Annotated in this window: 15 protein-coding genes; 9 read left to right on the forward strand and 6 right to left on the reverse strand. The window is 69.3% G+C overall.

The window, feature by feature from the left end; all coding sequences use genetic code 11:
• Positions 1–14 precede the first annotated feature (14 nt).
• A complete protein-coding gene (locus MNQ95_RS08320; protein ID WP_241952565.1) occupies positions 15–722 on the forward strand; it encodes a class I SAM-dependent methyltransferase in 708 nt (235 codons plus the stop codon).
• A 96-nt stretch (positions 723–818) separates the two neighbouring features.
• On the opposite strand, the gene MNQ95_RS08325 is transcribed toward MNQ95_RS08320, so the two are convergent.
• The gene (locus tag MNQ95_RS08325) at positions 819–1,283 is read right to left on the reverse strand and encodes an addiction module antidote protein (RefSeq protein ID WP_241952566.1); all 465 of its coding nucleotides are present in this window, start codon (positions 1,281–1,283) and stop codon (positions 819–821) included.
• 57 nt (positions 1,284–1,340) lie between these two features.
• Positions 1,341–1,631: a type II toxin-antitoxin system RelE/ParE family toxin gene (locus MNQ95_RS08330; protein WP_241952567.1), complete on the reverse strand. Its 291-nt coding sequence runs from the start codon at positions 1,629–1,631 to the stop codon at positions 1,341–1,343.
• A gap of 586 nt (positions 1,632–2,217) precedes the next feature.
• On the opposite strand from MNQ95_RS08330, the gene MNQ95_RS08335 reads away from it, so the two are divergent.
• Positions 2,218–2,973, forward strand: a complete 756-nt coding sequence (locus MNQ95_RS08335; protein ID WP_241952568.1) for an SDR family NAD(P)-dependent oxidoreductase — start codon at positions 2,218–2,220, stop codon at positions 2,971–2,973.
• 146 nt (positions 2,974–3,119) lie between these two features.
• Entirely contained in the window at positions 3,120–3,551 is a 432-nt protein-coding gene (locus MNQ95_RS08340) for an alpha/beta fold hydrolase (RefSeq protein WP_241952569.1), read from the forward strand.
• Positions 3,552–3,683: 132 nt separating this feature from the next.
• On the opposite strand, the gene MNQ95_RS08345 is transcribed toward MNQ95_RS08340, so the two are convergent.
• Both MNQ95_RS08345 and MNQ95_RS08350 read right to left on the reverse strand, forming a co-directional pair.
• Positions 3,684–4,532, reverse strand: coding sequence for an alpha/beta fold hydrolase (locus tag MNQ95_RS08345; RefSeq protein WP_241952570.1), 849 nt, complete (start codon positions 4,530–4,532; stop codon positions 3,684–3,686).
• A gap of 167 nt (positions 4,533–4,699) precedes the next feature.
• Entirely contained in the window at positions 4,700–4,873 is a 174-nt protein-coding gene (locus MNQ95_RS08350) for a DUF1328 family protein (protein ID WP_162409944.1), read from the reverse strand.
• A 262-nt stretch (positions 4,874–5,135) separates the two neighbouring features.
• On the opposite strand from MNQ95_RS08350, the gene MNQ95_RS08355 reads away from it, so the two are divergent.
• From MNQ95_RS08355 to MNQ95_RS08375, 5 genes are all read left to right on the forward strand, one after another.
• Positions 5,136–5,621: a pyridoxamine 5'-phosphate oxidase family protein gene (locus tag MNQ95_RS08355; protein WP_162409943.1), complete on the forward strand. Its 486-nt coding sequence runs from the start codon at positions 5,136–5,138 to the stop codon at positions 5,619–5,621.
• A gap of 127 nt (positions 5,622–5,748) precedes the next feature.
• Complete coding sequence (gene ahr / locus MNQ95_RS08360) at positions 5,749–6,765, forward strand: NADPH-dependent aldehyde reductase Ahr (protein ID WP_241952571.1); 1,017 nt, start codon at positions 5,749–5,751, stop codon at positions 6,763–6,765.
• A 144-nt stretch (positions 6,766–6,909) separates the two neighbouring features.
• Positions 6,910–7,641, forward strand: a complete 732-nt coding sequence (locus MNQ95_RS08365) for a hypothetical protein (protein ID WP_241952572.1) — start codon at positions 6,910–6,912, stop codon at positions 7,639–7,641.
• A 392-nt stretch (positions 7,642–8,033) separates the two neighbouring features.
• The gene (locus tag MNQ95_RS08370) at positions 8,034–9,311 is read left to right on the forward strand and encodes a papain-like cysteine protease family protein (protein ID WP_241952573.1); all 1,278 of its coding nucleotides are present in this window, start codon (positions 8,034–8,036) and stop codon (positions 9,309–9,311) included.
• A 20-nt stretch (positions 9,312–9,331) separates the two neighbouring features.
• Positions 9,332–9,946 carry a hypothetical protein gene (locus tag MNQ95_RS08375; RefSeq protein ID WP_241952574.1) on the forward strand — a complete coding sequence of 205 codons (615 nt, stop codon included), beginning with the start codon at positions 9,332–9,334 and terminating at the stop codon, positions 9,944–9,946.
• A 99-nt stretch (positions 9,947–10,045) separates the two neighbouring features.
• On the opposite strand, the gene MNQ95_RS08380 is transcribed toward MNQ95_RS08375, so the two are convergent.
• Positions 10,046–11,278 carry a serine hydrolase domain-containing protein gene (locus tag MNQ95_RS08380; protein WP_241952575.1) on the reverse strand — a complete coding sequence of 411 codons (1,233 nt, stop codon included), beginning with the start codon at positions 11,276–11,278 and terminating at the stop codon, positions 10,046–10,048.
• 33 nt (positions 11,279–11,311) lie between these two features.
• Positions 11,312–11,719, reverse strand: coding sequence for a VOC family protein (locus MNQ95_RS08385; RefSeq protein ID WP_241952576.1), 408 nt, complete (start codon positions 11,717–11,719; stop codon positions 11,312–11,314).
• 285 nt (positions 11,720–12,004) lie between these two features.
• Here MNQ95_RS08385 and MNQ95_RS08390 point away from each other — a divergent pair, with 285 nt between their 5' ends.
• Entirely contained in the window at positions 12,005–13,267 is a 1,263-nt protein-coding gene (locus MNQ95_RS08390; RefSeq protein WP_241952577.1) for a S41 family peptidase, read from the forward strand.
• Positions 13,268–13,303: the final 36 nt, after the last annotated feature.

Below are 13,303 nucleotides of genomic sequence, written 5' to 3' on the forward strand. Positions count from 1 at the left end.
CCCGATGAATCCCCATGCACCCCGATGATCTGAAGTCGCTGTTCGACCAGCAGGCCGCCGGCTACGACCGGCAGTGGGAGAAGACCGCGCCGATCCGGCAGTGCCTGCAACTGCTGCTGGAGCCGCTGTTCGCCGGCCTGCCGGAGCAGGCGCATGTGCTGTGCGTGGGCGTGGGCACCGGCGTGGAGATGGCGCACCTGGCGCGACGCTTTCCCGGCTGGCGCTTCACCGCGCTCGATCCCTCCGGGGCGATGCTGGAGGTGAGCCGGCAGCGTGCCCAGGCCGAGGGCTTCGCCGCGCGCTGCCGCTTCCACGAAGGCTATGTCGAGGACCTGCCGGCCGAGGCGGTGTTCGATGCCGCCACCTGTTTCCTGGTGTCGCAGTTCATCGTGGACGTGGACGCGCGCGCGGCCTTCTTCCGCGACATCGCCTCGCGTCTGCGGCCGGGCGGGCGCCTGGCCAGCTCGGACCTGTCCGCCGACACGGCCTCGCCCGAATACACGGTGCTGCTCCAAGGATGGATGGCGATGATGGCCGGCGCCGACGTGCCCGCCGAGGCGCTGGAGCGCATGCGCCACGCCTACGCGCACGACGTCGGCGTGCTGCCGCCGGAACGGGTGGAAGCGATCCTGCGCGCCGGCGGCTTCGCCGTGCCGGTGCGGTTCTTCCAGGCCGGCCTGATCCATGCGTGGATCTCGCAGGTGGCGCACCGGAACGCGTAGTAATCACTGTCGACCAGGCATGCCCGGTAGCGTCTTTCCCCAAAGCGTGCCGGTGCGGCGATGCCGTCCGTTGGAGACAGATGACCTGGTTGCAGGTTACGCAGTCGCCCTTGATCGAGGTGCAGCGGATTTGGCGGCTGGCTTCTTCGGCGGCGCCTTGCCGGCTGCTTTCTTGCGGCCAGCTTTCTTCACCGCAGCCGGCTTGATGGGCATGCGCTTGGCCGTCATCGATGGCGTGGCGGACTTTCCACCCTTGGAGGCGCGAGCGGCCTCCCGGGTTGGCTCAAGCCGAAGGGTCACGCCCACCGCCTTGAGGATGCGCTGCATCGTATCGAAGCGGGGCGCTGCTTCAGGGCGCAGCGACTTGTACAGGCTCTCGCGGCCCAGGCCGGACTCTTCCGCGATCCTGGCCATTCCCCTGGCGCGGGCGACGGTCTGGACGGCTTCCTGGAAATGGGTGGCATCGCCACTTTCCAGCGCCTCGGACAGATAGCTCGCCATCGCATCCACATCGTCCAGATACTCGGCGGGATCGAACTTGAACGTAGAGGTTTTGGTCATTTCGTCACTTCGTGTCTTGGGTGTTTCGTTGCTTGTGATCTAGCATGCCGCAGAAAGCTAGAGGTTCTTTGCCAGCTCCCTCGCTTTGGCAATATCGGAGCGTTGCGACCCTTTGTCGCCACCGCACAGGAGGATCACCAGGTCGCCACTGCGTTCCGTGAAGTAGACGCGATAGCCCGGGCCGTGATGAACGCGCATCTCGAACAGGCCGCCAGCCAGCGCTTTTACGTCTCCCGCCAACCCGCGGGCTATCCGCACAATGCGTTCAGTGATGAGCGCCTTCGCACGTGTGTCGCGCAACCTGCGCAGCCATTGGGCGAAGTCCTCGGTTTGCTCGATCTTCTTCACTGCTGGATTGTATCCTGATGGATACATGGTGCAAACGCCGACCTGGAGGCGCAGGAGCCGGGGCGGGGGCCGCTTTCCGGTTGAGTGAAGCCCCGGACTGGCCTCAGGTCGTCGGAGCAAAGAGCTCCGACGTCGGAGCGTTTTGCTCGGGCCGCCGAGCTCCGGGCTCCGATGATGGTGAAAATTTGTCCGGCGCCCGAGCTTTTTGCTCCGGCCGCCGAGCTCCGGGCTCCATCGATGGTGAAATTTTGTCCGGCGCCCGAGCTTTTTGCTCCGGCCGTCGAGCCCGGAGCTCCGGCGTTGGTGAAATTTTGTCCGACGTCGAGGCTTTTTTCTCCGCGTGTGAGGCAAAAAGCTCCGTTTCTGTGGATAACCCGGGCTGCGGGAGGTTCCACGTGGCCGCCTTGCCTGAGGTTCCACGATCGAGCGCCGCAACCGGACCGCGACAGGCCGGCCGCACGCGTACACGGGCCCGTAATCGCGCGGCACCTACGCTCCAGTCTTCGGGCGGACGCCGTCAATGCGTAAAGACGCGCCGCGCACCGACCGCATTGGCGCCAGCGGGCGTCACGACTGGAGAAGGCTCATGGCAGGGTTCGAAGGCAAGGTCGCGCTGGTCACCGGCGCCGGTTCCGGGTTGGGCGAGGCGATCGCCAGGGCGCTGGCGGCGCGCGGCGCGAAGGTCGTGGCGACCGACATCCACCAGGAGGCGGTGGAGCGGGTGGTCGGCGAGATCGTCGCCGCCTCCGGCACCGGTATTGCGATCCGCCAGGACACGGCGCGGCCCCAGGACAACGCCGCGGTGGTGGAGCGCGCGGTGTCCGAGTACGGCGCGCTGCATTACGCGGTGAACAACGCCGGCATCGGCGGGGCGCAGGCGCCGGTGGGCGAGCTGGACGTGGCCGACTGGCAGCGGGTGATCGACATCAACCTCAACGGCGTGCTGTACGGGATGCGTTACCAGATCCCGAAGATGCTGGAGGCCGGCGCGGGCGAGTGCGCGATCGTCAACATGGCCTCGATCCACGGCATGGTCGCGGCGCCCGGCAACAGCGCCTACACGGCCGCCAAGCACGGCGTGGTCGGGGTGACGCGCAATGCGGCCGCCGAGTACGGACCGCAGGGCCTGCGCATCAACTGCATCGGCCCGGGCTACATCGACACGCCGCTGCTCGATGCCCTGCCTGCCGAGCAGAAGGCGGCGCTGGTGGCCAAACATCCGCTGGGACGGCTGGGCCGGGCGGATGAAGTCGCCGCGCTGGTGGTGTTCCTGCTCTCGGCCGAAGCCTCGTTCATCACCGGCGGCTACTACCTGATCGATGGCGGCTATACGGTGGTGTGACGCCGAATCGGTCCCGGCACGGCGTCATCTTCGACTGTCCGCACCGTCCGCACGGTGTCCGCTTTATCGGACACGACTTGCGGCACATGGGAAGGACTTTTGCGGCTCCTAGACTGCGCCGGAACTCAACGAAACGGAGTGCATGCATGCGCAGGATGCAGGGCTGGATCGCGTTGCTGGTGCTGTTGGCCGCCGGGCCGCTGCGGGCGGCCGAAAGCTGCCCGGATACAAGCGAGCGCTTTGGCGATGCGTGCAGGATCGTGGCCGATCTCGGTCGCATCGTCGCGCCGGAGGGCGTGCAGGAAGCCTGGACGCAGGAGGCCGGCGGCATCGCCCAGTGGGTGACCGCGCGCGGGCAGGACCGCGCCAATCCGGTGATCCTGTTCGTGCATGGCGGGCCGGCCTCGCCGCTGACGCCGACGCTGTGGCAGTTCTCGCGGCCGCTGGAGGAACACTTCACGCTCGTCACCTACGACCAGCGCGCCGCCGGCAAGACCTTCCTGCGCAACCCGCAGGCGACCATGCGCGCCAGCCTCGCGGAACTGGATCGGCAGGGCGTGGAAGCCATCGAAGACTGACGCAGGACGCGGTGTCTGACGTCACGACCCGTTCGTCGTTGCGCGGGCGGTAACCCCGAGGCCGGCATTGCGCCTGGCCCATCCGGCGCGACACGTGTTGGCCCCCGGGGGGCGCCGGAGCGCGCGGCGGAACTACTCCGCCGCCGTCCCGGCCGCCTTGGCGCTGGCCGCCGCCGCACCAACAGCGCGGTTGCGATCGTTGACCGACGCCTCGATCAGCGTCGCCACGCCACGCGGGTCCTCCTGCTGGGCCACGTGCCCGCCGGGGAAGGTGCGCATCGTCCAGCCGCGCGCATCGGCGTTCTGCCAGCTCTTGTCGGTCCTGGCGCGCTCCTCGATCTTCTGGTCCTTCGGCACGAAGGCCACGTACGTCACCGGCAGCGCCAGCGCGGCCGGATTGCGGTACGACACCGGCTGCTCGAAGCACTTGATCGACTGCTTGACGCTGTACGGCGGCTTGTCGCCGGGCTTGACCCACGGCACCTGCATGAAGCCGTCGCGGAAGCGGTCGGCCGGAAGCGGACCGCGGCTGCCGAACAGGTCCCAGATCGACTGGCCGTCCTGCGGCACGGCCGCATCGAGGAACACCACGTGGCGGATGCGCTCGGGGATCCGGTCCATCACCCCGGTGACCACCATGCCGCCGTAGCTGTGACCGGTGAGCACGACGTCGTGCAGGTCCTCGAACAGGATCAGGTTGACCACGTCGTCGATGTGGGTCTGCAGGTCGATGGCGGCGCTGTTGAGGTGCTCGCGCTCGCCCAGGCCGGTGAGGGTGGCGCGGTAGACGGTGTGGCCGTCGTCGGTGAGGAACTGGCCGGTGCGCTTCCATTCCCAGGCGCCGGCAGTGGCGCCGTGGACGAGGACGAAGGTCTGCTTCGGCGCGGGCGGAGCGGCGTGTGCGGCGGTCGCAAGCAGGAACAGCAGGCCCAGGAGCAATGCCGTGGGCCGGAACGGGGGGCGGAGCGGGCGGAAGGTCATCGGGGCATCCATCGGGCCGGGGAAGTCGGAGCCTGCAAGAGTGCCAGCCTGACGCGCGCCAACCCATGGCCAAACATGTCGTCCGCGATAACCGTTCCGGTATCCGAAACCGTGCGCTTGGACGGGGAAACGCTGCCCCGGTTCTTCGGCCGCTTCCCGCCCTCGCGTTACGTCACCTTCTTGAAGATGGTCACGCCGAGCAGGAACAGGACGGCCGCGATGACGAGCGCGGCGATGAACAGGAATTTCGCAATGCCCATGGCGCCGCCGGCAATGCCGCCGAAGCCCAGCACCCCGGCAATGAGGCCGATGACGGCGAAAATGATGGCCCACTTGATCATGGTGTTCTCCTGTCGGGGTGGCGCTCGGCGGCGAACGAGGTTGTGGATGGCATCGAGGCGATGCTGGAGGAGAACCTAGGGACTCGCGCGTCTTTCGTCCGTGAAGCGGTGGCGCGGGCGAAAACCTGTCAGGCAAGTGCACCGTGGCCACGGTTCGCCGATCCCGGTCTGGTACGCGCGTACATCTAAGGCGCAAAACTTCACGGCGCCTCCCGCCCGGGTCGCCTAGCGTGGTCGTCCAATCCCGACGGGAAACCCCGCCATGACCGACAACGCCGAACTTGAAAAGAAATTCTGGAAGACCCTGAAGTCCGACATGACCGTGATGCTCGGCGTGGACGGGCTGGAGGGCGGCCACACCCGCCCGATGACCGCACAGCTCGAACACGACGAACGCGGTCCGATCTGGTTCTTCACCTCCACCGACAATGCACTGGTACGCCAGCTGTCCACGCCGCAGCGCGCGACCGCCGCGTTCGCAGGCAAGGGCCACCACCTGTTCGCCAGCATCGGCGGCATGCTCGTGGTCGACACCGACCGTGCGGTGGTCGAGCGCTTGTGGAATCCGTTCGTGGCCGCCTGGTACGAAGGCAAGGACGACCCGAAGCTGGCGCTGTTGCGCCTGGACCCGGACCAGGGCGAGGTCTGGCTCAACGAGAACAACCTGCTGGCCGGGGTGAAGATGCTGATGGGCATCGATCCGAAGAAGGACTACGAGGACAAGGTCGGCAAGGTCGACTTGCGCTGAGGCTGGAGCCGAGGCGCCTGGAAGCGGAGTCCGGGTGCGCCTTCCCGGAAGGTGCCTCGGCGGCGGCGCGCGCCTTGTCCAGGCGGAGTATCTTCCGCTCCATCCGCCAGCCGCAGGAAGGAACGTCATGACCCGCTACCGCGCATGGGCCGCCGCGAAACCCGGTGCCGCCCTCGAACCCTTCGAATACGACCCGGGCCCGCTGGGCGCCGAGGACGTCGAGATCACGATCGAGCACTGCGGCATCTGCCACTCGGACCTGTCGATGCTCGACAACGAATGGGGCTTCACCCAGTACCCGTTCGTGCCCGGCCACGAGGCGGTGGGACGGGTCACCGCGCTGGGCGCGAACGCCAAGGGCGTGGTGATGGGCCAGCGCGTGGGCCTGGGCTGGAACGCACGCAGCTGCCTGCACTGCGATCCCTGCCTGGCCGGCAACCAGCACCTGTGCCGCGAGCTGCAGCCGACGATCGGCGGTCGCCATGGCGGCTTCGCCGACAAGGTGCGCGCGCACTGGGTCTGGGTGATGCCGATCCCCGAGGGCCTGGATCCGGCCGAATGCGGGCCGCTGCTGTGCGGCGGCATCACCGTGTTCGCGCCGTTGCGCGAACTGGGCATTTCGCCGACCGCGCGCGTTGGCGTGATCGGCATCGGCGGCCTGGGCCACATGGCGCTGAAGTTCTGCCGCGCCTGGGGCTGCGAGGTCACCGCATTCACCACCAGTGCGTCGAAGGAAGAAGAGGCGCGCGCGTTCGGCGCCCACCACGTGGTCACCACCGGCGATGCCGCCGCGCTGGAAAAACTCGCAGGCACCTTCGACCTGATCATCGACACGGTGAACGTGCCGCTGGACTGGAACGGCCTGCTCGCCGCGCTGGCGCCCAAGGGCCGGCTGCACGTTGTCGGCGCGGTGCTGGAACCGATCGCGGTGTCGGTGTTCCCGCTGCTCATGGGCCAGAAGGCGGTCTCGGGTTCGCCCACCGGCTCGCGCGGCGCGATCGACACCATGCTCGGCTTCGCCGCACGCCACGGCGTTGAACCGAAGACCGAACACTTCCCGATGAGCCGCGTCAACGAAGCGATGGACCACCTGCGCGCCGGCAAGGCCCGCTACCGGATCGTGCTGGACGCGGATTTCAGCTGAGCGGGCAGGTCGCGGGGCAGGGGCGTACTTCTCCGGGCGCAGGGTCGTGCGGAAAGCCCACCCTGACCCCGGCCCCTGGTCCTTCCGGCCTGCCGGTGGTTTAGAGTCACCGCAGGCCGTCAGGGGGCGGAACGCGGGGAGCCGATGTCCGGGAAGATGCTGTTGGGCGCCATCGCTGCGCTCATGCTGTCGTCGTGTGCCACGACGTACTCGATCACGCCGGTCGATACCGGCGCTGCGATGGTCACTTATGGCAATGGCCTGCCGACCACGGACCTGGAGCGCGCCAACGGCGCCGTCCAGGTCACCCCGCTGGGCGTGGCGTCCAATGGCCGCCTGACCTTCGCGGTCGCCGGCTACAACAAGCTTGTCGTCCCCAGCGATTTCGGCCCGGAGCACTTCGCCGCCCGCGCCGGTGTCGCGGAGCTGCGGCTCTACACCTACGACCAGCTCGAACAGGAAGCGCAGAGCGCCGCGGCCTGGGCCGCGTTCGCGGTCGCGCTGACCGGTGCCGCCGCCGTCTACGCCGCCAACGACCAGGCCTGGCAGACCACGGACACCACGCTGTACACGCCCGACGGCGCCTACACGGTGAGCACCACCACCTACGATCCGGCGCTGGCCGCCGCGGGCACGGCCGCAGCGACGGCGGCGACGATGGCGGGCATCGACTTCGTCGGGCAGCAGCTGGATGCGGCCCGTGCGCGCCTCGGTGACACGATCCTGCAGTCGACGACCCTCGATCCGCAGCAGGCCTATGGCGGCTACATCGTGGTCGCCCGACCGAAGGTGCGGCCGCCCTACGTGGTCGAGGTGTCCGCCCGCTGGAACAACGAGGACTACCGCTTCCGCTTCAACGTCGCCAAGGTGGAATGAAGTCCTGCTGCTGAGCGAACCCGGCACTGCTGGGGGCCGGCGGCGTTCCGGATACGGCGGCCGTGGGAGCTCTTCGATGCCTTGCGCGCTACGCATCGAACCGGGTGACGCCGTTTCCATCTGCGCACCGGGCACGCCGCGTTGATCGCATCGCGGCGCACGAAACGGTCAGGTTCAGCACCCTCATCGCCGAAGGCGCTGTGCCACGCGCCAGGTGGGAAAACTCCACGCGCCGCGTCCGGACGACGCGTGCACACAGTCTGCGACGGCACCGCGGCACGCAATCCGCGCGCCGACAGGACAGTTCCTTGTGCAAAAAAATGTGCGCCGATTCTGGCCGGCCCGTCCTGCCACCGTCGTAAAGGGGACATGTGCATTCAAGGAGGAGAGCAATGGCACAGCTTCTATACATGGCGAGTTTCGAATCCGGTTCGGGTCCTGCGTTCGTGGCGCGGCATGGACAGACCGGCGCGCAGTACCAGGCGACCTTCGACGAGGTGGTGAAGCAGGGTTACCGGCCGGTCTGCATCAGCGTCGGACGCGATGGCTCCACCGCGCGCTACGCGTCCATCTTCCACAAGGTCTCGGGCGCGGGCTGGGTCGCACGCCACGGCATCAACGGCGCGCAGTACCAGGCTGCGGTCGACGAGTGGGCGCCCAAGGGTTTCCGTCCGAAGAGCCTTTCCGCCGCTACCGTCGGTGGCAACACGCTGTTCGCCTGCGTGTACGAGCAGGGTGGCAGCGGCGAATGGGCCGCGCGCCATGGCCTGACCGGCGCGCAGTACCAGGCCGAATTCGACAAGTGGGTCGGCAAGGGTTTCCGCCTGCGTGGCGTGTGCCCGTATGCCACCGGCGCCGGCGTGCGCTACATCGCATGGTGGGAAAAGAGCACCGGGCCGGCGTGGGTCGCGCGGCATGGGCTCAGCGAAGCCGGCTTCCGCCAGGCCCACGACAGCCTCGCCGCGCAGGGCTATGACCTGGTCTCCGGTGGCGCCGCGCTTTCGGGCACCACCGATTCCTACGCAGGCCTCTGGGAAAAGCGCACCGCGACCTCCATCGGCCACCACGGCCAGACCGGCGGCGCCTACCAGGCCAACTTCGATGCGGCGATGGCCCAGGGCCGGCGCCCGGCGTTCGTCGCCGGCTACTGGGCCGAGCGACCGGTGGACGTGAACCTGCGCTTCCGCATCCAGCGCCAGCAGCAGTCGCAATGGTGCTGGGCGGCGGTCAACGTCAGCGTGCGCCGCTACTACCAGCCGGCGTCCACGCTGACCCAGTGCCAGCTGGTCAACACCCGGCCCGGGCGCAGCGGCTGCTGCACGAACGGCAGCAGCACCACCTGCAACCAGCCCGATGACACCTCCGGCGTGCTGGATGGACTGGGTCATCGCAATACGCATACCGATGGCATCGTGTCCTACGCCACGCTGCGCGACCAGGCGGCTGCCGGGCGACCGCTGTTCATGCGTATCCAGTGGTCCGGCGGCGGCCGTCATGCCGTGCTCGCCACCGGCGTGGAAGATGGCGGTAACGTCATCGTCTGCGACCCGGGTGCGTCGAGCGCGGCGGACGCCAGCCTCGGCACCACCTCGGTGTGGGATTACGACACCCTGCAGACGGCGTACAACACCACTGGCAGCTGGATCGCCACCGCCACCACCGAACCCTGAGGTCGCTAAGGAGAGCTGCCATGCCCATCACCCTCGCCACCCCGCCCGAAGCGGCGGCCGCCGAACTCGGCCAACGCCTGCCGCCGCTGGCCCGATCCGCCGCGCTCGAAGCGCGCGCGCCCGCGATCGGCCGCGCCGCCGGCCGCTTCGAGCTCAAGGGCAACATGCGTGTCGCCCGCAGCCTGGCCGAGGTCGCCGATGCCGATGTCGTCGCCAGCCCGGTCTATGCGCTGGGCCTGGACCAGCTCGCCAAGGGCAAGCTCGGCGACGGCGCCAGACTCACCGCCTGGTCCTGGGTGATCGCCACCGAAGCCGGTGCCGTCTCCGCCGAGACGCTGGCCGAGACCAACCGCTTCGCCCAGATCACCAACGCCGCCAGCGCCGGCCGCTTCCGTCGCGCGCTGCTCGACATGGCCGCGGGCAATGCCGACGCGGATGGCGAAGCGGTGCAGCTGCGCATCCCGGCGCTGCACACCAGCCTTTTGTGGATCAAGGGCCGGCGCGAGGTTTACGAAGTGCTCGACACCAGCGTCGCAGGCCTGCAGACCGGTCGCCGCTACACCGCCGCCGAGCTGCTGAAGGTCCTCAAGCCCGAAGCGGAATCGCGCCTGCGCAACGACACCCTGGACGGCTGATCGAAGCCTCGCAGGACGACGGCTCGAAACTGTGGGCGGAGCGTTCGGGCTCCGCCCTCCCGGACCGGCGTGCGGAACGCTCGACACCCATCCCCGGCGTCATTCCCCTCGCGCCAGCGTCTCCTCGATCGCACTGAACGACGAGTGCGTGCCCGGTCCGGGCTTGTCGTTGCCGGTGGCGAAATACACCACGCCGGTGCCGGCCTTGCGGTCCAGCCACAGGCCGGCGAGCAGGCCATAGGCATTGCCGCTGTGGCCCACGCGCGGTATGCCGTCGCCGAACGGATCATCGCCGCACCCGGGCAGGCCGGTCGCGAGCGTGTGCACGGCCAGGCCATAGCGGCAGGTGAAACCGCCGCGGGCGCGGACCGGGTCGTCCTCTTCCCGGGTCAGGCCGTTGCGGCCGTCGAAGCTCCATTCCGGGCCGATCATCGCCGCGACCGACGCGGGCGTGAGCAGGCGCACGCCGTCCACTTCGCCGTCGCCCAGCAGCAGGCGGCCGATCTTCGACAGGTCGTTGGCCGAAATGCGCAGGCCGCCCTGCGGGCCGAACACGTTGGAACTGGTGCCGGCGCGCCACTGCGACAGGTCGCAGCTGCCGTCGCGCGCCTTGGTGATGCCGCAGGCCGGCTTGCGGCCCTGGTGGTCGTCCACCTGCGGCTTGCCGTCCGCATACAGCACTATCGCGCGCGCGGCGGTGGCGGCGTCGCAGCTGGGCCAGCCGTAGCAGGCACGCAGGCCGAGCGGCGCCAGCACCAGGCGCTGCATCAGCAGGTCGAAGCGTTCGCCAGTGGCGCGTTCCATTACCCCGGCGATGAGCGGGAAGCCGGCATTGGCATAGCGCCAGTACGCGCCGGGCGCGTTCGCGGCGTCCCACGCCTTCGGATCGTCGAGCAGGTCCTTGAAGTGGCCGTCGAACGGCACCTGCCAGTAGCCGGCGCCGTCGGTCAGGCTGGAGGTGTGCGAGAGCAGCAGGCGCAGGGTGATCGGCGTGTCGGGGAAGGCCGGGTTGCGCACGGGGTAGCCGAGCGTCTTCGAGACGTCCGCATCCAGGTTCAGCGTGCCGGCCTCGACCAGCCGCATCACCCCGATCGCCAGCACCAGCTTGGAGATGGAAGCGATGCGCACCGGGTCGTCGGCGGTGACGGCGCGTCCAGTGGACGGATCGGCCAGGCCGGTGACGCGCACATCGGTGGCGCCGTTGCGGTCGAAGGCGACGCGCACGGTGGCCACGGGCGTGGAGTACTCGTCGGCGAACGCCGGCGTGGCGGCCAGCAGGACGAGGCAGGCGAGGTGGGGGAGGCGGGCGAGGCGGCGCAGGAAAGGATTCATGGCACCGAGTGTAGTCAAACGGGGCGCTGAGCCTCAGCCGTCGGGCAGCGCCGACTGATCCATCCAGACCGGTCCCCAGACATGGCCATCCGGATCGGCCAGGTCGCGGCCGTACATGAAGCCCAGGTCCTGCGCCGGATTGATGTCTGCGGTGCCGCCATTGGCCGCGGCAGCCGCCAGCATGGCATCGACCGCCGCGCGATCATCCAGGGAGATCGCAAGCGACACCTCGCTCGATGTCGATGGCGGGATCGGACGATCGGTGAACGTGCGCCACCGGTCACGGGTGAGCAGCATCACGTGGATCGCCTCGCTCCAGACCATGCAGGCTGCGGTTTCATCGGAGAACAGCGGATTGTTCTCGAAGCCCAGGGCCGCGTAGAACCTTTTGGAGGCGGGAAGGTCGGCGACGGGCAGGTTGACGAAGATCATGCGTGGCATGGCGGCTCTTCTCGCAGGGATTGCCAGGACGACGGACGGGCAGGGTGGGCATCGACATCCGGAAGGGCGTGGCCCCGCGAACTCCAGCGCCTGTGACCCGCGCTTCGATCCTTCCGCCCGCATGGGCGAGGCCTCGCCCATGCGTCCGCGATGTCCTTCCTCCGATCACGGCCACGGCCCCCACCCGACGGACGTCTCCGGGACTATGGTCACTTGTGGCGCCCCGTGGCCGGGCGGCATCGTCGCCGGACCCGTGCCTCCGCCCTCGTGGCCCCTGGAGTTTCCGTGTTCCGATTCCGCCCGCTGTTCGCCGCCTGCCTGCTGCTCGTGTCCGCCCATGCCGCCGCCGCGTCGCCGCGCGAGGCGGTCGCGCAGGTCGCCGACACCATCGAGGAGGCGTACTTCGATCCGCAGCGCGCCACCGTGATCGCCGCGGCGCTGCGCGCCGACGCCGCCGGCGGGCGCTACGACCGCTACGCCAACCCGCAGGACCTGGCCACCGCGCTGACGACCCGGCTCAAGGCCGAGGACCGGCACTTCAACGTGCGCTGGTCCGATGCGCCGCCGGCACAGCGCCCCGGGCCGGGCCCGGGCGCCGATCCGGCGCGCACCAACTTCGGCATCCGGCGCGCCGAGGTGCTGCCGGGCAACGTCGGCTACCTGGACCTGCGCTACTTCGCCGACATCGACTTCGACGATCCGCGCGATCCGGCGCGGCAGGCCATCGACGCGGTGCTGCAGGTGCTCGGCAATACCGATGCGCTGGTCATCGACCTGCGCGACAACGGCGGCGGTTCGCCGGCGATGGTCGGCTACCTGGCCAGCGCCTTCGTCGCGCCCGGTGCCGACATCTACAACACCTTCCACTCGCGCCGCGGCACGATGTCCGAAGCCCCGGTCACCGCCCACCCGGCGCCGCGCACGAAGCTGCCGCTGTACGTGCTGACCAGCGGCCGCACCGGTTCGGCGGCGGAGGCCTTCGCCTACACGCTCAAGAACGCCAGGCGCGCGACCGTGGTCGGCGAGGCCAGTGGCGGTGCGGCCAACCCCGGGCGGCCGTTCCCGCTGGACGACGGCTACAGCGTGTTCGTGTCCACCGGCTCGCCGGTCAGCCCGATCACCGGCGGCAACTGGGAAGGCAGCGGCGTGCAGCCGGACGTGGCGGTGGCTTCCGCCGATGCGCTGCGGCGCGCGCAGCAGCTCGCGCTGGCCTGGCTGGTCGAGGAGGGCGCCGGCACGGCCGCGCGCTGGTCGCTGGACGCGCTGACCATCGAGCCGCCGGCGCAGGCGCCGGCCGCCATCGGTGCGCTGGTCGGCCAGTACGGTGTCGTCGCGATCGAAGCGGCCGGCGATGGCCTGCAGTTGCGCCAGGGCCGCCGTCCGCCGCTGCGCCTGCAGCCGCTGGCGACGGACCTGTACTTCATCGAGGGCGACCCGACCCGCCGCGTGCAGTTCGAGCGCACGCCTGCGGGCGAGGTCGCCGCGCTGGAAGTGCGGATGGCCGACGGCAATGTCGCCCGCCACGTGCGCGGCCCGAACGAATCCTGATCGCAGCCCGGGCGGGTGCCGCCGCGCGGCGCCCGT

Source organism: Pseudoxanthomonas daejeonensis (genome assembly GCF_022637495.1).
Classification (GTDB): Bacteria; Pseudomonadota; Gammaproteobacteria; order Xanthomonadales; family Xanthomonadaceae; genus Pseudoxanthomonas; species Pseudoxanthomonas daejeonensis.